Source organism: Teichococcus vastitatis (assembly GCF_003604215.1).
Taxonomy (GTDB): domain Bacteria; phylum Pseudomonadota; class Alphaproteobacteria; order Acetobacterales; family Acetobacteraceae; genus Pseudoroseomonas; species Pseudoroseomonas vastitatis.
Map to the genome: position 1 here is coordinate 134,362 of NZ_QXGS01000001.1, position 15,478 is coordinate 149,839.

At 68.1% G+C, this 15,478-nt stretch carries 17 protein-coding genes; 6 read left to right on the top strand and 11 right to left on the bottom strand.

Features of this window, described 5'->3' with window-relative positions; genetic code table 11:
* Window position 1: 1 nt before the first annotated feature.
* Entirely contained in the window at window positions 2-1,288 is a 1,287-nt protein-coding gene (hisD, locus tag D2K64_RS00620; RefSeq protein ID WP_120005637.1) for a histidinol dehydrogenase, read from the bottom strand.
* A 106-nt stretch (window positions 1,289-1,394) separates the two neighbouring features.
* Window positions 1,395-2,162: an SDR family NAD(P)-dependent oxidoreductase gene (locus D2K64_RS00625; protein WP_120005639.1), complete on the bottom strand. Its 768-nt coding sequence runs from the start codon at window positions 2,160-2,162 to the stop codon at window positions 1,395-1,397.
* Window positions 2,163-2,308: 146 nt separating this feature from the next.
* On the opposite strand from D2K64_RS00625, the gene D2K64_RS00630 reads away from it, so the two are divergent.
* Genes D2K64_RS00630 through D2K64_RS00640 form a run of 3 tightly spaced genes read left to right on the top strand, consistent with a single transcriptional unit; the run spans window position 2,309 to window position 4,912 of the window.
* A complete protein-coding gene (locus D2K64_RS00630; protein WP_120005641.1) occupies window positions 2,309-3,724 on the top strand; it encodes a cytochrome ubiquinol oxidase subunit I in 1,416 nt (471 codons plus the stop codon).
* Complete coding sequence (gene cydB / locus D2K64_RS00635; RefSeq protein WP_277819102.1) at window positions 3,705-4,802, top strand: cytochrome d ubiquinol oxidase subunit II; 1,098 nt, start codon at window positions 3,705-3,707, stop codon at window positions 4,800-4,802. Before D2K64_RS00630 ends, cydB begins: the two co-directional genes overlap by 20 nt.
* A complete protein-coding gene (locus D2K64_RS00640; protein ID WP_120005643.1) occupies window positions 4,802-4,912 on the top strand; it encodes a DUF2474 family protein in 111 nt (36 codons plus the stop codon). Before cydB ends, D2K64_RS00640 begins: the two co-directional genes overlap by 1 nt.
* Before the next feature lie 197 nt (window positions 4,913-5,109).
* Here the strand turns inward: D2K64_RS00640 and D2K64_RS00645 are convergent, their stop codons facing one another.
* From D2K64_RS00645 to D2K64_RS00670, 6 genes are all read right to left on the bottom strand, one after another.
* A complete protein-coding gene (locus D2K64_RS00645; protein ID WP_120005645.1) occupies window positions 5,110-5,925 on the bottom strand; it encodes a CheR family methyltransferase in 816 nt (271 codons plus the stop codon).
* Window positions 5,922-7,136 (bottom strand): protein-glutamate methylesterase/protein-glutamine glutaminase, encoded by a 1,215-nt coding sequence (locus D2K64_RS00650; protein WP_306418926.1) that lies wholly within the window; start codon window positions 7,134-7,136, stop codon window positions 5,922-5,924. The genes D2K64_RS00645 and D2K64_RS00650 overlap by 4 nt, the downstream gene beginning before the upstream one ends.
* Window positions 7,133-7,522 carry a response regulator gene (locus D2K64_RS00655; protein WP_120005649.1) on the bottom strand — a complete coding sequence of 130 codons (390 nt, stop codon included), beginning with the start codon at window positions 7,520-7,522 and terminating at the stop codon, window positions 7,133-7,135. Before D2K64_RS00655 ends, D2K64_RS00650 begins: the two co-directional genes overlap by 4 nt.
* A 12-nt stretch (window positions 7,523-7,534) precedes the next feature.
* Window positions 7,535-8,026, bottom strand: a complete 492-nt coding sequence (locus D2K64_RS00660) for a chemotaxis protein CheW (RefSeq protein ID WP_120005651.1) — start codon at window positions 8,024-8,026, stop codon at window positions 7,535-7,537.
* A 13-nt stretch (window positions 8,027-8,039) separates the two neighbouring features.
* Window positions 8,040-10,631 carry a hybrid sensor histidine kinase/response regulator gene (locus D2K64_RS00665; RefSeq protein ID WP_120005653.1) on the bottom strand — a complete coding sequence of 864 codons (2,592 nt, stop codon included), beginning with the start codon at window positions 10,629-10,631 and terminating at the stop codon, window positions 8,040-8,042.
* A 149-nt stretch (window positions 10,632-10,780) separates the two neighbouring features.
* A complete protein-coding gene (locus D2K64_RS00670; RefSeq protein ID WP_157985674.1) occupies window positions 10,781-11,368 on the bottom strand; it encodes a histidine phosphotransferase family protein in 588 nt (195 codons plus the stop codon).
* 140 nt (window positions 11,369-11,508) lie between these two features.
* Here D2K64_RS00670 and D2K64_RS00675 point away from each other — a divergent pair, with 140 nt between their 5' ends.
* The 3 genes from D2K64_RS00675 to D2K64_RS00685 all read left to right on the top strand — a co-directional run bounded on the left by D2K64_RS00675 (window position 11,509) and on the right by D2K64_RS00685 (window position 13,179).
* Complete coding sequence (locus tag D2K64_RS00675) at window positions 11,509-11,682, top strand: DUF3553 domain-containing protein (protein ID WP_120005657.1); 174 nt, start codon at window positions 11,509-11,511, stop codon at window positions 11,680-11,682.
* Window positions 11,683-11,778: 96 nt separating this feature from the next.
* Complete coding sequence (gene moaA, locus D2K64_RS00680; RefSeq protein ID WP_120005659.1) at window positions 11,779-12,771, top strand: GTP 3',8-cyclase MoaA; 993 nt, start codon at window positions 11,779-11,781, stop codon at window positions 12,769-12,771.
* A 21-nt stretch (window positions 12,772-12,792) separates the two neighbouring features.
* A complete protein-coding gene (locus D2K64_RS00685) occupies window positions 12,793-13,179 on the top strand; it encodes a hypothetical protein (RefSeq protein WP_157985675.1) in 387 nt (128 codons plus the stop codon).
* Window positions 13,180-13,224: 45 nt separating this feature from the next.
* On the opposite strand, the gene D2K64_RS00690 is transcribed toward D2K64_RS00685, so the two are convergent.
* The 3 genes from D2K64_RS00690 to D2K64_RS00700 all read right to left on the bottom strand — a co-directional run bounded on the left by D2K64_RS00690 (window position 13,225) and on the right by D2K64_RS00700 (window position 15,327).
* Entirely contained in the window at window positions 13,225-13,854 is a 630-nt protein-coding gene (locus D2K64_RS00690) for a hypothetical protein (RefSeq protein WP_157985676.1), read from the bottom strand.
* Entirely contained in the window at window positions 13,851-14,480 is a 630-nt protein-coding gene (locus tag D2K64_RS00695) for a YjbE family putative metal transport protein (protein ID WP_120005665.1), read from the bottom strand. The genes D2K64_RS00690 and D2K64_RS00695 overlap by 4 nt, the downstream gene beginning before the upstream one ends.
* Before the next feature lie 190 nt (window positions 14,481-14,670).
* Window positions 14,671-15,327 carry a TerC family protein gene (locus D2K64_RS00700; RefSeq protein WP_120005667.1) on the bottom strand — a complete coding sequence of 219 codons (657 nt, stop codon included), beginning with the start codon at window positions 15,325-15,327 and terminating at the stop codon, window positions 14,671-14,673.
* Window positions 15,328-15,478: the final 151 nt, after the last annotated feature.

The window sequence follows — 15,478 nt, forward strand, 5'->3', positions numbered from 1 at the left end:
CTCAGGCAGCGTTCTTGCCGCCATAGCGCCGCACGCGGATGTCGGCCTGTTCCTTGTGCCCGGCGAAATTCTCGATGGCGCAAAGGCGCGAGCAATACTCGCCGATCATCGCGGAAGCCTCGGGCTTCACCTGCTGCCAGGTGCAGGTCTTGATGAACTTGCCCACCCACAAGCCGCCGGTGTAGCGGGCCGCCTTCTTGGTCGGCAGGGTGTGGTTGGTGCCGATCACCTTGTCGCCATAGGCCACGTTGGTTTCGGGGCCAAGGAACAGCGCGCCGTAGTTGCGCATGTTGTCGCGGAACCAGATCGGGTCCCTGGTCATGACCTGCACATGCTCGGAGGCGATGTCGTCCGCCACCTGCAGCATTTCCTGCTCCGTGTCGCAAAGGATCACCTGGCCGTGGTCGCGCCAGGACACGCTGGCGATGTCGGCCGTGGGCAGCACCTTGAGCTGGCGCTGGATCTCGTCCTCGATCCCCTCGGCGATCTTCTTCGAGGTGGTCAGCAGCACCGCCGGCGAGGTCGGGCCGTGCTCGGCCTGGCCCAGGAGATCGGTGGCGCAGATCTCGGCGTCCACGGTGTCATCGGCGATCACCAGCGTCTCGGTGGGGCCGGCGAACAGGTCGATGCCGACGCGGCCGTAGAGCTGGCGCTTGGCCTCGGCGACGAAGGCGTTGCCGGGGCCGACCAGCATGTCCACCGGCTTCACCGTCTCCGTGCCGATGGCCATGGCGGCGACGGCCTGGATGCCGCCCAGCAGGTAGATCTCGTCGGCGCCGGCCATCGCCATGGCCGCCACGGTGGCGGCGGGCGCCACGCCGTTCAACGGTGGGGTGCAGGCGACCACGCGGGGCACGCCCGCCACCTTGGCCGTCAACACGCTCATATGGGCGGAAGCCACCATCGGGTAGCGGCCACCGGGGATGTAGCAGCCGACACTTTCCACCGGGATGTGCTTGTGGCCCAGCGTCACGCCCGGCAGCGTCTCCACCTCGACATCCTGCATGGAGGCGCGCTGCACCTCGGCGAAGCGGCGGATCTGCGCCTGGGCGAACTTGATATCCTCGATCACCTGCGCCGGCAGGCTGTCGATCAGGCCCTGGATCTCGTCCTGCGACAGGCGGAAGCTGGCCGGCGACCATTTGTCGAATTTCTGTGAAAGCTCGCGCACCGCGGTGTCTCCGCGCGCTTCCACGTCGGCGAGGATGCCTTCCACCGTTTGACGGACCTTGCGGTCATATTCGGCCGTCTCGGCGGACTCGGCGCCCTTCTTCAGGTAGCGGATCATGGCGTGCCTCTCCTTCTTGCTTGGCTTCACGACAAAGATTGATGATGTTTGCATCCGGATGCAAGAACTTTGCATCCGGATGCATCGCTCTCCGCCGTGGTGCCGGTCAGTCGGCCGTCCAGCCGCCATCCAGCATCACGGCGCTGCCCGTCATCAGCGCCGATGCATCGGACGCCAGGAACACCACCGCTCCCATCACATCCTCGACCACGCCGATGCGCCCCAGCTTGATCTTGCCCAGCGCCCAATCACGGAATTCGGGCTTCTCGAAGAAGGGGCGGGTCAACGGCGTTTCAATAAAGGTCGGACACAGCGTGTTCACCCGGATGCCGTGGCGGCCCAGCTCTACCGCCATCGCCTTGGTCAGGCCCTCCAGCGCGTGCTTGCTGGCGCAGTAGACGGTGCGGCCCGGCCCGCCGACATGACCCATCTGCGACGACATCTGGATGATCGAACCGGGGCGGCCAGTCACCATCAGCCGCCGCGCCACCGCCTGGGCCACAAAGAACGCCGACCGCACGTTCAGCGCCATCACGGCGTCGAAATCCTCCGGCGTCACATCGACGAAAGGTGCCGGACGGTTGGTGCCGGCGTTGTTCACAAGAATGTCAAACGGTTCGGCGGCGGTCAGGGCCGCCGCCACGGCGGCAAGATCGCCGACATCCAGCACCAGGGCCTCGGCCGAGTCTCCGCGGCTGCGGAGGGCGGCAGCGGCATCCTCGATCTCGGCAACGCTACGGGCGGCAAGGGTGACATGCGCGCCCGCCGCGGCCAGTGCCGCGGCGGCCGCCAGGCCGATGCCGCGACCGGCGCCGGTGACCAGGGCACGGCGCCCTTCCAGGCGCAGGCTGGGCATGGTGGGCAGTGAAACCATGATGCGGCGTCTCCTTGATAGTTCGGTACACAGGATGGAACAATTCGGCCGGCAGTGGATACCCGGACCCCCCGAACCCATCTAGAAGATCGAGGCGCCACCTCCGCCGGTCGGCGCCAGCGGCCACACCGCCTGGGAGCGTCAGCATGGGCTGGGATTTTCTGCCAAGCGCACTGGACCTCGCCCGGTTCCAGTTCGCCTTCACCATCGCCTTTCATTTCCTGTTTCCCGCCTTCACCATCGGCCTGGCCAGCTTTCTGGCCGTGCTCGAGGGGCTGTGGCTGTGGACGAAACGCGACGTCTACCTCGACCTGTTCCGCTACTGGCTGAAGGTCTTCGCCATCGCCTTCGCCATGGGCGTCGTGTCGGGCGTGGTGATGTCCTACCAGATCGGCACCAACTGGTCGGTTTTCGCGGACCGCACCGGCAACGTGCTCGGGCCGGTCATGGGCTATGAGGTGCTGACGGCATTCTTCCTGGAGGCCGGCTTCCTCGGCATCATGCTGTTCGGCCTGCAGCGCGTCGGCAAGGGACTGCACTTCACCGCCACCTGTCTGGTCGCCGTCGGCACGCTGATCTCGGCCTTCTGGATCCTGTCGGCCAATTCCTGGATGCAGACGCCCGGTGGCTTCAGCATCGACGCGGATGGGCGCTTCATGCCGGAGGATTGGTGGGCGATCGTCTTCAACGCTTCCTTCCCCTACCGCTTCGTGCACACGGTTACCGCCGCCTACCTGACCACCGCTTTCATCGTCGGCGCGGTGGGGGCCTGGCACCTGCTGTATGACCGCCGCAACGAGCGCACCCGGACCATGTTCTCCATGGCGATGTGGATGGCGGCCATCGTGGCGCCGATCCAGATCCTGATCGGCGACGCGCATGGGCTGAACACGCTGGAACACCAGCCCCAGAAGGTCGCCGCCATGGAAGGGCATTGGGAGCGGCAGCGTGGCGCGCCGCTGATCATTCTCGGCCATCCGGATATGGAGCGGGAGGAAACCCGCGTCTGGTTGGAGATCCCCAAGGCCTCGGCGCTGATCCTGACGCATGAGTTGGATGGCGAGACGCCGGGCCTCAAGGATTTCCCGGCGAACGAGCGGCCAACCAACGTGCCGCTGGTGTTCTGGGCGTTCCGCGTGATGGTGGGACTCGGCAGCGCCATGGCGGCGGTGGGGGTGGTGTCGCTGCTGCTGCGCTGGCGCGGCAGGCTGTATGACAGCCGCTGGTTTCATCGCATCGCCCTGTTGATGGGCCCCTCCGGCCTGATCGCGGTCACCGCCGGCTGGATCACCACCGAGGCCGGCCGGCAGCCCTTCACCGTCTATGGTCTGCTGCGTACGGCGGACAGCGTCGCGCCGCTGGCCGCGCCGGCGGTGGGTGCCTCGCTGCTGGCCTTCATCGTGGTGTACTTCATCGTCTTTGGTGCCGGCATCTGGTTCCTGTTCCGGCTGTTCGGCCACGCGCCCTACCCCGCCGAAAGCGGGCCGCGGCAGGACGAACCGATCCGCACCAGCGGCATCACCCCCGCCCCCGGCATCCGCCATGCCGGCCACGGCGACTGAGGGAGAGCACGTCGTGGAATTCTATCTTCCGCTCATCTGGGCCATCCTGATCGCCACCGCAGTCTTCCTGTACGTGTGCATGGATGGCTTCGACCTCGGGCTCGGCATCCTGTTTCCCTGGTTTCGCCACAAGGATGACCGGGACGTGATGGTGAATTCGGTGGCGCCGATGTGGGACGGCAACGAAACTTGGCTGGTGCTGGGCGGGGCTGGGTTGTTCGCGGTGTTTCCGCTGGCCTACGCCACCATCTTCCCGGCCCTCTACATGCCGCTGATCCTGATGCTGCTGGCGCTGATCTTCCGTGGCGTGTCCTTCGAGATGCGCTTCAAGGCGCATAACGAACGCGCCCAGACCTGGTGGGACCGCGCCTTCTGCTGGGGCAGCTACGTGGCCGGCTTCTGCCAGGGCATCTGCCTCGGCGCCCTGGTGCAGGGCATCCGGGTGGAGAACCGCGCCTATGCCGGCGGCTGGTGGGACTGGCTGACGCCGTTCTCGCTGTTGACTGGCGTGGCGCTGGTGGTGGGCTATGCCCTCCTCGGCGCCTGCTGGCTGATCTGGCGCACCGAGGGCCCGCTGGCGGCGCGGGCGCGGCACATGGCGCGGCGCCTCGGCGTCGCGACGCTGGGCTTCATCGTGGTGGTCAGCATGATCATGCCGTTCCAGCAATCGGCCTTTGCGGCGCGGTGGTTCACCTTGCCCTGGCTGGCGCTGGCCGCGCCGGTGCCGATCCTGGTGGCGCTGTTTACCTGGCGCTTCTTCCGCGCCATCGATTTCACCGAGACGCGGGAGGCGCAGGCCGCGCACGATCCCACCGGCCGTTCGTTCCGTTGGCGGGACGGCGCGCCGTTCCTGTACGTGCTCGGGTGGTTCTTTCTCTCTTATACCGGACTCGGCATCAGCCTGTGGCCCAATATCGTCCCGCCCTCCATCAGCATCTGGCAGGCCGCTGCTTCGCCGGCGTCACAGCTCTTCCTGCTGGTCGGAGCCTCAGTGCTGATCCCGATCATCCTCACCTACACGGCCTATGTTTACTGGCTGTTCCGCGGCAAGGTGCGGGTCGGCGAGGGTTATCACTGATGCCTCCCCTCCTGCGGCGCCTGGGCTGGTTCGCCCTTCTCTGGGCCGCAGGCGTGGGCAGCCTGACGGCCGTGGCGTACCTGATCCGCTGGGTACTCGGGATGGGCTGAGACAGGGTGGCCGGCAATTGCGGCTCAACCTTGCGCCAACGGGCACATCGAGAGTGCAGATGCCGGCGCCTTGAGGGTTCCCCAACATCCATCCCGCTGTCTCTCTGCCGACTGAGGAAGGTTTCCGTTTGTTCCTTGACGGAGCGGGCGCCTGTTTCCGGCCGGCGGAACGATCCTGTTCCGCCGGCCGGCTTTCCTCACGCGGCGCCCGCGCGTTGTGCCACCGGCGCGTAAACACCTCGCTCCCCCGGAACCGCCGCGAGCCTGTCGGTGAGTCCCAGCACCGTTTCCGCGCCCCCCAGATACAACACTCCGTCGGGTGCGAGCTGGGCTGCCATCGCGTTCAGCACCCGTCCCTTGGTTGGAGGGTCAAAATAGATCAACACGTTGCGGCAGAAGATCACATCGAACCGCCCGAGCATGCGATGGTCCGAGAGCAGGTTACGCTCCTCGAAACGGGCCATGGCACGCAATTCCGGCACGACGCGCCAGCGGCCGCTTTCCTGCCTGAAATACTTGACCATCATCTGAACCGGCAGGCCACGCTGCACCTCGAACTGGGTGAAAACGCCCTCGCGTGCGCGCTCGACCACCTCACGTGACAGATCGGTGCCGTAGATCTCCGCGTTGCGGACGCCTAGATCCGCCAGCACCATGGCCACAGAATAGGCTTCCTGTCCGGTGGAGCAAGCCGCGGACCAGATCCGCAGCCGGTGCCCCGCCGGCCGGGCCGGAAGCAGGCCCGGCACCAGCCGCTTTAGGTGATCGAACGGCTTGCCGTCGCGGAAGAAGCTGCTCTCGTTGGTGGTGAGCGCTTCCGTCACGGTTCGGGCGAGGCTCTCCGCGCGGGGATCGCGCAGCCGCATCGCCAGCATATCGAGGTCCTGGATGCCCTGCGCCTTCAGCAGCGGCGTCAGGCGCGTCTCCAGCATGTATTCCTTGTCGGGCGTGAGCACGATTCCGGACCGGGCCTTCACCAGCGCCGCGATCGAGGCGAAACCTTCCGCGTTCATGCCATTCCCCCTGCGGCAGCCAGTGCCGTTCCCAACTGCGCCACCACACGTTCCGCCAACTGCTCCGGCGGCAGCAGGACCTCGGCGAGGCCCGCCTTTGCCACCGCGCCGGGCATGCCCCAGACCACGCTGGATGCCTCATCCTGTGCCATCACCGTGCCACCCGCCGCCGCCACAGCCTTGCATCCCAGCATCCCGTCCTGGCCCATGCCGGTCAGGATCACCGCCAGAACCTTGCCGTCACAGGCCTTCACGGCGCTGCGCAGCATCGGATCCACGGCAGGCCGGCAGAAATTCTCCGCCGGATCGCTGGTCAACCGCCCCACGAGCCCTCCCGATGCCGCTTCCACCAGCAGGTGCCGGTCGCCCGGCGCGACATAGAGCCGTCCTGGGCGCAGCGCCTCGCCATCCTGCGCCTCGGCCACACCGGGGCCGCCAAGGCGCGACAGGTGATCGGCCAGCATGGCGGTGAAGCCGGCCGGCATGTGCTGCACGATCACGCCCGGCACCGGCAGCGGCGATGTCAGCCGGCGAACAAAGCTGGCCAGCGCCTGCGGCCCGCCGGTGGAGGAACCGATCGCCAGCAGCCGCGGCCGTCCACGCGGCACCGCGGCCAGGGACGGTGCCGCCGGACGGCGCGGCACCGCGGTCGCAGGCAGCACCACCGGCGCCGGTGCCGCCGCAGGAGCGGGCCGCCGCGCCGGCACGAAGCGCGGCATCGGCAGGGCCGCCTGCGATGACGGACGCAGCGCCGAACGAACCCGCGCCCATCCCCTCACCTTCGCCAGCAGCTCGGCGCCGAAGGCCGGATCGCTCATGCCGCCGGCGCTTGCGCTGGGCTTCGGCACATAATCCGCCGCGCCGGAGCGCATCGCGGCCATGGTCACCTCCGCCCCGCGCTGGGTCAGCGCACTGGCGACGATCACCGCCAGGCTCGGCTGCAGCTTCAGCAGCAGCGGCAACGCCGTCATGCCGTCCATCACCGGCATCTCGAGGTCCAGCAGCAGCACGTTCGGCCGATCGGCCGGCGGCAACGCCGCGATGGCGTCGAGCGCCTGCTGGCCATCGCCCACGCGACCGATGATCTCGATGCCCGGATCATGGCCCAGCAGCCGGGCGAAGGCGGAGCGGACGGTGGCGCTGTCATCGCACAGCATGACGCGCACTACCTGCCGCGCACCACCCGAAGGGGCCGGGGACAAGGGAGTCACGGCTCCGCTTCCTCAAGCAGGCCCAGCTGCACCAGCTTGCCGGCGACGATCTCATCGTCGAACGGCTTCATGATGTACTCGTTGGCGCCATTCTGCAGCGCCAGCACGATGCGGGCGAACTCGCTTTCCGTGGTGCACAGCATCACCAGCGGCTCGTCAGGGCCGAACTCGGCCCGCAGCACGCCCAGGAACTGCATGCCGTCCATCACCGGCATGTTCCAGTCCAGCAGCACGAGGCGGGGCATTTCCGCGCGGCAGGCCTCCAGTGCGAGGAGGCCGTTCTCCGCCTCGCGGACGGAGAAGCCATGTCGCTCCAGGATGCGCCGGGCGGCCTTGCGCACGACACGGCTGTCATCGACACACAGAACGGTTTTCCGGTCGCTCATGGCGATGGTTCCTCAATCAATGGTCAGGATGCGGTCGACGTCGAGCACGATCAGCAACTGCCCATCCTGCCGGTGCACCCCTTGCGAAACCTCCCGCCACACGGTGTCCAGGGTCGGCGGATTGCTGGCGAAGCCCTCGGACCGCAGCGGCACCACCTCGCCGACCGCGTCGCACAGCAGGCTGTACAGCTCGCTGCCCTGCTCAACGACCACGCTCATCGGCGGCGGCGCGCCAGCTTCCCGCAGTGGCAGGCCGAGTCGCCGCCGCAGGTCGATGGCGGTGACGATGCGGCCGCGCAGGTTCAGGCTGCCCGCCACTTCGCGCGGCGCCAGCGGCACGCGGGTGATCGACGGCGCGGCCATGATGTCGCGCACCGCCAGCACCGGCACGCCGCAGAGCTGCCCCGCCACCGTCAGCGTCAGGTACATCTGCGCCGCGCTGTCGCCCATCAGCACGGTGCCGCCGCGCGTCGGCGTCCCGGCGCCCTGCATGTTGGTTTGCATCGCCTCTTGTTCCTCAGGCCAGGGTTTGCGCGGCCAGGCAGTCGCCCAGCGCCGCCAGCAGGGCGTCGCGGTCGGATTTGCCGAGCCCAGCGTTGAAGCCGGCAGCTATGGCGCTGCGCAGCCGGTCATGGTCCATGCGCCCGCTCAGCGCGATCATCGGCAGATCCCGCCACGGCCCTTCCGCGCGCACGGCGCGGGCCAGGCCGAGGCCGTCGAGATCCGGCATCTCGATATCCGACACCACGATGTCGAACATGGCGCCCTGCTCCCGCAGCCGCAGCGCTTCCGCGCCGCTGTTCACCGCCGTCACGGCATAACCGGCGGCGCCCAGGCCCGGCACCAGGAGATGGCGGAAGAAGGCGCTGTCCTCGACCAGCAGCAGCCGGAAGGGCGCGACCTCGGAGCGCTGGCGGAACCAGTCGTCCCCGGCCTGGTGCAGCCACCAGGAACAGTCGATCACATCGGTCACCTTGCCGCAGATCACCGAGGAACCGAGGAAGCCCGGCTGCTCCGAAGCGCCTTCGATGTTCAGGCATTCCTCCACCACGTCGAGGATCGCGTCGACCATCAGGCCCATGGCGCGGTCGCGGTCGTTGAACACCAGCACCGCCTGGCGGCGGCCCGGCTCCGGCGGCGTCCAATGGCCCGACATGGGCACCAGCGGCATCAGCTTGCCGCGGTACTGCACCAGGATCTTGCCGCCCGAATGCTCGATGCTCTCGACCGGCAGGTCCTCGAGCCGCGCCACCAGTCCGAGGGGCACCGCCTTCGGCGTGCCGTCTCCGGCGGAGAACAGCAGCAGCGCCGTGCGCTCGCCGGACCCCGCGCCGCGCAGCATCGCATTGGCCTGCGCCAGCTCATCCGTCGGTCCATCGGCGCCGACGCCGGTGGCGCGGGCGATGCCGTTCGGGTCGAGGATCATGATGACGCTGCCATCGCCCAGGATGGTGTTGCCGCTGAACATCGTCACGTGGCGCAGGATCGGCGCCACGGGCTTCACGACGATCTCCTCGGTGTCGAACACCTTGTCGACGATGATGCCGAAGACGTTGCCGCCTACCTGGGTGACGATGACGAAGCCTTCTTCCTGGCCGGCCTCCTCCGGCCGCTGGTCCAACTGCAGCAGCCGCGACAGCGACACCAGCGGCAGCAGGCGCTCGCGCAGGCGCATCACCGGCGTGTCGTGGATGCGCTCGATCTGCGCGCCTTCCACGCTGCCGCCGGCGCGCACCAGCTCCACCACGCCGATCTGCGGCACGGCGAAACGCTCCCCCCCGGCCTCGACGATGAGCGCCGAGACGATGGCCAGCGTCAGCGGGATCTTGATGAAGAAGGTGGTGCCCTTGCCTTCCACCGAGCGCAGCTCGATGGTGCCGCCGATCTTCTCCACGTTGGTCTTCACCACGTCCATGCCGACGCCGCGGCCGGACACGGAGGTGACGGCGGCGGCGGTGGAGAAGCCGGCGCGGAAGATGAAGTGCTGGATCTCGCGCTCGCTCATGCCGGCCAGTTCGGCCTCGGTGGTGAGGCCCTGGCTCAGCACCTTGGCCTTGATCTTGTCCACCGACAGGCCGCGTCCGTCATCGCCGATCTCGATGATGATGTGGCCGCCTTCGTGATACGCGTTCAGCGTGATGCGACCGACATCCGGCTTGCCCGCGGCGCGACGCTGCTCCGGATTCTCGAGGCCGTGGTCGCCGCTGTTGCGCACCATGTGCGTCAGCGGGTCCTTGATCAGCTCCAGCACCTGCCGGTCCAGCTCCGTGTCGGCGCCCTTCATCACCAGCTCGATCTTCTTGCCGAGCTCGTTGGCCAAGTCGCGCACGATGCGCGGCAGCTTCTGCCAGGCGTTGCCGATCGGCTGCATGCGCGTCTTCATGACGCCTTCCTGCAGCTCGGATGTGATGTGCGACAGGCGCTGCAGTGGCACGGTGAGCGCGGCATCGCTGCGGGCGCGTACCAGCTGCAGCAGCTGGTTGCGGGTCAGCACCAATTCGCTCACCAGCGTCATCAGGTCTTCCAGCACGTCCACCGAGACGCGGATGGTCTGGGCCGGCGTGATCGGCCCGCCGCCGGCGGCGGGCGTGGCGGCGGCCGTCACTTCCGTCTCCTCAGGGCGCGCGAGGGCCGCGGGCGCCGATGGTTCAGGTGCCGGCGATTCGGAAGCCAATGGTTCGGGCGCGGCCTCGAACAACGCCTCGGCGGCGGCGGCTCCCAGGGCGGGCGCTTCGCCGCGCCAGGCGGCATCCAGGGCCGCGATCAGCGGCGCATCATCGCCGGCCGGCTCGCTGCCGGTGCTTTCCAGGCCGGCGACGATGCTTTTCAGCCCGTCCAGTGCCGACAGGATCAGCGTGATACCTTCCGGGGTCACCTGAAGCGTGCCCTCGCGGTAGCGGCCGAGCACGTTCTCCGCGGCGTGCGCGACCTTCTCCAGGCGCGCCAGGCCGAGGAAGCCGCAGGTGCCCTTGATGGTGTGGACGTTGCGGAAGATCTCGGAAAGGGTCTGCCTGTCATCAGGCGCCTTTTCCAGCTTCAGCAACGCACCATCCAGGGCGGCCAGCCCCTCGTTGGTTTCGGTCAGAAAATCGGCGAGCAGATCGTCCATCACAGTCCCCGACAGGCTGGGTTCGCCTCTCAACCTGTGCGGCAGACCGACAACAACCGGTAAATCGCGGTGCCGGATTCGCACCTCCCGGCGCCTCCCGGACGCGGCGGCGGCGCGCCGCCTCGTCCGCGCCCTGCGGAACGCTGGCTTCAGCCCTGCAGGGGGTGCAGTTGCAGGGCCGGCTCCCGTTCCACGATCCGCATCATCCATCCGGCCAGTTCCGCATGCCGCCGCAGCAAGCCGGCAGGCACTTCGCGCGGGCCCTGGGCCGCACTTCCGGCCAGGGTGGCCAGCAGCGCGGGGGGCCACGCCACGATCCGGCCCTCCGGCCGCAGCGTGAAGCCGTCATTCTCACGCAGCAGCATCACGGTGCCGCCGCGCGGCAGCGCCTCCCCCGCCAGCAGCGCAGCCACGAGCAGCATCTGTGCCACCGCGGCTGGCAGTTCCTCGTCGGTATCCAGGCCCTGCAGTTCCAGCCGCGCCCGGCCGCCGGACAGCAATCCGTCAAGCAACCCGGTGATCTCCGCCACGGCCATGCTGCCGGTGCCGCCGCCGCAGGCGACGCGCCAGAACTTCAGCCGCCGCCGCATGTCCGCGGCGGCATCGCGCGCCAGTTCCGCCGCGTCGGGGTCGTCGCGCAGCATGTCCAGCGCGCCGGCCACCGTGCCGAGCGGCCCGACCAGATCGTGGCACAATCGCGCGCACAGATCCTGCGCCAGCGTCGTTTCAAGATCCATGCTCATCCCTCCAGCCCTGGCCCGAACGGCACGGACCCAGCTTCGTGATGTAGCGGCTGCTTGTTGAGAGAAGCTTAAGATTTGCTGAAACGCTGGATTCGCCGCTGGCGTCGCGCCTCCGGCGGCGGCACCCTCGCGGCATGATCACTCCGCTAGAGCCCGGCCTGTTCGTACGCCATCCGGTTCATCCCGAATGGGGAACCGGCCAGATCCAATCCGTGGCCGGAGACCGAGTCACGGTGAATTTCGAGCATGTCGGCAAGCTGCTGATCAACACCGCCCAGGTCGCCCTCGACGTGGTTGACCCTGAATGAAAGGCCCAAGCCGCAGCCGGGCCTTGCGCCGGCGGGGGGTGACGGCCCAAATGACATCCTGGTTCCGCTTCATCACCCGCCGGGGAGTTGCCCGCCATGATTGATCCGTTCGGCCGGCGGATCAGCTATCTGCGCGTTTCCGTGACTGATCGCTGTGACCTGCGCTGCGTTTACTGCATGGCTGAGCACATGACCTTCCTGCCGAAGGCCGAGGTGCTGACGCTGGAGGAGCTTGACCGCCTGTGCGGCACCTTCATCGACCTCGGCGTGCGGCGCATCCGCCTCACGGGCGGCGAGCCGCTGGTCCGCAAGGATGTGATGCGCCTGGTGCGCAGCCTGGGCGACCGCATTGGTCCGGACGGGCTGCAGGAACTGACGCTGACCACCAACGGCACGCAGCTCACCAAATATGCCGGGGAGCTCGCCGCGGCCGGGGTGCGCCGCATCAACGTGTCGCTCGATTCGCTGGATCCCGGGCGGTTCCGCGCCCTGACCCGCTGGGGCGACATCAACAAGACGCTGGACGGCATCTTCGCCGCCAAGGCGGCGGGCCTGCAGGTCAAGATCAATGCGGTGGCCATGAAGGGCGTCAACGAGGACGAGTTCGACCGCATGGTGATCTGGTGCGGCGAGCACGGTTTCGATCTGACCCTGATCGAGACCATGCCGATGGGCGAGATCGATGCCGAGCGGGTCGACCAGTACCTGCCCCTGTCCGTGGTCCGCGACCGGCTGCGGGCGCACTGGACGCTGCAGGAGACCGACTACGCCACCGGTGGCCCGGCGCGCTACTGGGTGGTCCAGGAAACCGGGCAGCGGCTCGGCTTCATCACGCCGATGACCCATAATTTCTGCGAAAGCTGCAACCGGATCCGCCTGACCTGCACCGGCACGCTGTTCATGTGCCTGGGCCAGGAAGATGCGGCCGATCTGCGCAATGTGCTGCGCGATCCTGCGATGGATGATGAGGGGCTGCGGCAGGCCATCGAGGATGCCATCGCCCGCAAGCCGAAGGGGCATGATTTCGTGATCGACCGCCGGCGCGACCGCCCGGCGGTGGGCCGGCACATGAGCATGACGGGCGGGTAAGCCATGGAGGATGTGCGGCAGATGGTCTCATCCCTCGCGATCCCCGGCATGCCGGAATGGACCGGGCTGCTGCTGCTGCTGCTGGGGCTGCTATGCGCCGCGGCCTTTCTTCTGATGCCATTCAGCGTGTTCGGGGTGAAGGCGCGGCTCGAGGCGCTGGAAGTGCAGCTCGATGAGATCCAGGGCGAGATCCGCGAACTCGCCTTCGCCCTGCAGGACCCCGTGGCGGCGCGCCGTGCCAGCGTCAGCAGCGATGGCTGGGTGGAGCCGCCCTCGTTCCAGAACACCGCGTCGCAGGACCGGGCGCCGCGGATCGTTCCACCGGTGCTGCCGCCCGCCTCCTATCCGGACCGGCCGCCTCGCCCTTCCCGCGCCGAGCCGCGGCTGGACTGGCCGCGCCAGCGCTGATCCCGGTGAACGCATCGGCGTGCGGACATCGCCGGCGCCACCGCGTCAGCGCGCCGCGTCGCCTGCCGCCGGCACACCGCGCGTGGCCAGTGCGATGCCGCGGGCGAAGCCATCGGCATCCAGGTTGAGCAGGCTGCGCTGCCGCTCCGGCACCGCCACGAACACCTTCAGGAAGCGGCCGCCGGCAACACCGACGCAAACCTGCTGCCACATCGCCGTGCGGCCGTAGCTGCCACCCAGCACGGCACATTGCAGCGGCCCGCCACCGGCCACCGGCAGGGCATGCCGCTCCCGCTCCGTCATGCTGCGCCCCGGCGCCGGGCTCAGCGCCTCGGCCACGCCTTCCCCCAGCTTGGCCAGAACGACGGCATCCGGCGTATCGGAGGGCAGCGGCGGGACGCCGTGATCATACACCATCACCGAGGCGATCGCCGCCCGCGCCGCCACGCCGTCACGCGCGGCGGTCGCGTAGTCCACGGCACGTCCCTGGCCTGGCTGGCTGGCCTCCATGTCGGCGGTCATGCCGCGGGTGAAGCCGGCGGCCTCCACCGGCAACCGCCCCACCACCTGGTCCAGCGATGGGCGCAGCGCGGCGTCATCCTGCGAACCGGGCGCGACGCAGGCGCCCAGGGTTCCAGCCAGCAGCCCGGCGGCGGCCAGGCCGCGCAACCTCAATGGCTCGCCTCGGGCAAGCCGAGCCCAAGGCCCAGCACCGTGTTCGCCATGATCAATCCTTCCCACAACAGCTCCAGCCCCACATAGGTGATGAGCGCCACGCCGATGTAGGCGATGAACCTGTACCGATCCAGCAGCTTGGCCAGCAAACCGCCCAGCAGGCCCATCATCAGGATGGAAACCACCAGTCCGACGATCAGCAGCGGCAGGTTGGCCCGGGCCACGGCCGCCACGGCCAGCACGTTGTCCAGGCTCATCGAGACGTCGGCCAGCACGATCTGCCACAAGGCCTGCACCAGCGTCTTTTCGGCCGGCGCCGCACCTCCATCCGCCTGATCGCTGCCGCCGTGCCGCAACTCGCTGAAGAAGCTCCAGGCGATGTAGAGCAGCGCCAGACCCCCCAGCAGGTCGATCCACCACAAGGCCAGCAGCATGCTGGCGAACACCGAGAACACGATGCGCAGCACGGCGGCGGCGACTACGCCGAACATCACTGCCTTGCCGCGCTGATGCGCCGGCAGGCCCGCCGCCGCCAGCCCGATCACCACCGCATTGTCGCCGGACAGGATGATGTTGAGCCACATGATCTCGGCCAACGCCGGCAACATGCTGGTGAACGCTTCCATGGAACCTGCTTCTTTCCCGAGCCTGCGGGGCGCCGAACGCTGCGCCCCGCTCCAAAAGCCGGCACGCTAGTGGAGGGAAAATGGATCGGGAAGGCACAGTCCCCTGAAATGACAGGGGCTTAACCGGGCCGCAAACTAAACGGGCCGCTTCCTTGCGGAAGCGGCCCGGGTCTCGAACCATGAAGCCGGTTCAGGGCGTCGGCGTGGCCGATCCGTTGCCGGTGACGTAGGGCAGCACCTCTCCGCCGCCGTGCCAGATCATCTCCACCGCGACGTACAGGATCACCAGCAGGCCGACCCAGGCGATCCAGCGATGCTTCTCCAGCAGCTTGGCGATGAAGGTGGCGGCAACGCCCATCAGCACCACGGAGATGCCAAGACCCACCACCAGGACCCACAGGTGCTCCTTGGCCGCGCCGGCCACCGCCAGCACGTTGTCCAGGCTCATGGACACATCGGCCACCAGGATCTGGATGATGGCGCTGCGCAGGGTTTTGCGCTCGCCGGTGCCGCTGGCCTGCTGCGCTTCCAGCTCGGCCTCGGTGACCTCCGGCTGGTGGCCCCGCTGCAACTCGCGGAACATCTTATAGCAGACCCAGAGCAGCAGCACGCCGCCGGCCAGCGTCAGGCCGACGATCGCCAGCAACTGGGTGGTGATGGCGGCGAAGCCGATGCGCATGACGGTGGCGGCGACGATGCCCCAGAAGATCGCCTTGCGGCGCTGCTCCGCAGGCAGGCCGGCCGCCGCCATGCCGACCACAATGGCGTTGTCGCCGGCCAGCACGAGGTCGATCAGCAGAACCTGCCCAAGCGCGATCAGCTCAGGCATGAAGGCGGCCAAATCCATGAACCTGTTCCCGTTCCCATCAACAGTTGCTCGCGCTTAGAGCCCTCCTGTGCATTGCACAACCTTCATGTCCCTTTTCTAAACATTCCTTCATGTTCGCTCGCCGCCCGGAACAGGCCGCGACGCGGTTGACGGAGGCGGTGAAGATGGC

What these genes read in the sequence shown, in the direction of transcription:
- D2K64_RS00645 (WP_120005645.1), bottom strand. Translation starts at nt 5,925, where the DNA reads ATGAACGCGGAAGGTTTCGCCTCGATCGCGGCGCTGGTGAAGGCCCGG.
- D2K64_RS00625 (WP_120005639.1), bottom strand. Translation starts at nt 2,162, where the DNA reads ATGGTTTCACTGCCCACCATGCCCAGCCTGCGCCTGGAAGGGCGCCGT.
- moaA (WP_120005659.1), top strand. Translation starts at nt 11,779, where the DNA reads ATGATTGATCCGTTCGGCCGGCGGATCAGCTATCTGCGCGTTTCCGTG.
- cydB (WP_277819102.1), top strand. Translation starts at nt 3,705, where the DNA reads ATGCCGGCCACGGCGACTGAGGGAGAGCACGTCGTGGAATTCTATCTT.
- D2K64_RS00695 (WP_120005665.1), bottom strand. Translation starts at nt 14,480, where the DNA reads ATGGAAGCGTTCACCAGCATGTTGCCGGCGTTGGCCGAGATCATGTGG.
- D2K64_RS00630 (WP_120005641.1), top strand. Translation starts at nt 2,309, where the DNA reads ATGGGCTGGGATTTTCTGCCAAGCGCACTGGACCTCGCCCGGTTCCAG.
- hisD (WP_120005637.1), bottom strand. Translation starts at nt 1,288, where the DNA reads ATGATCCGCTACCTGAAGAAGGGCGCCGAGTCCGCCGAGACGGCCGAA.
- D2K64_RS00700 (WP_120005667.1), bottom strand. Translation starts at nt 15,327, where the DNA reads ATGGATTTGGCCGCCTTCATGCCTGAGCTGATCGCGCTTGGGCAGGTT.
- D2K64_RS00655 (WP_120005649.1), bottom strand. Translation starts at nt 7,522, where the DNA reads ATGAGCGACCGGAAAACCGTTCTGTGTGTCGATGACAGCCGTGTCGTG.
- D2K64_RS00640 (WP_120005643.1), top strand. Translation starts at nt 4,802, where the DNA reads ATGCCTCCCCTCCTGCGGCGCCTGGGCTGGTTCGCCCTTCTCTGGGCC.
- D2K64_RS00670 (WP_157985674.1), bottom strand. Translation starts at nt 11,368, where the DNA reads ATGGATCTTGAAACGACGCTGGCGCAGGATCTGTGCGCGCGATTGTGC.
- D2K64_RS00675 (WP_120005657.1), top strand. Translation starts at nt 11,509, where the DNA reads ATGATCACTCCGCTAGAGCCCGGCCTGTTCGTACGCCATCCGGTTCAT.
- D2K64_RS00685 (WP_157985675.1), top strand. Translation starts at nt 12,793, where the DNA reads ATGGTCTCATCCCTCGCGATCCCCGGCATGCCGGAATGGACCGGGCTG.
- D2K64_RS00660 (WP_120005651.1), bottom strand. Translation starts at nt 8,026, where the DNA reads ATGCAAACCAACATGCAGGGCGCCGGGACGCCGACGCGCGGCGGCACC.
- D2K64_RS00665 (WP_120005653.1), bottom strand. Translation starts at nt 10,631, where the DNA reads ATGGACGATCTGCTCGCCGATTTTCTGACCGAAACCAACGAGGGGCTG.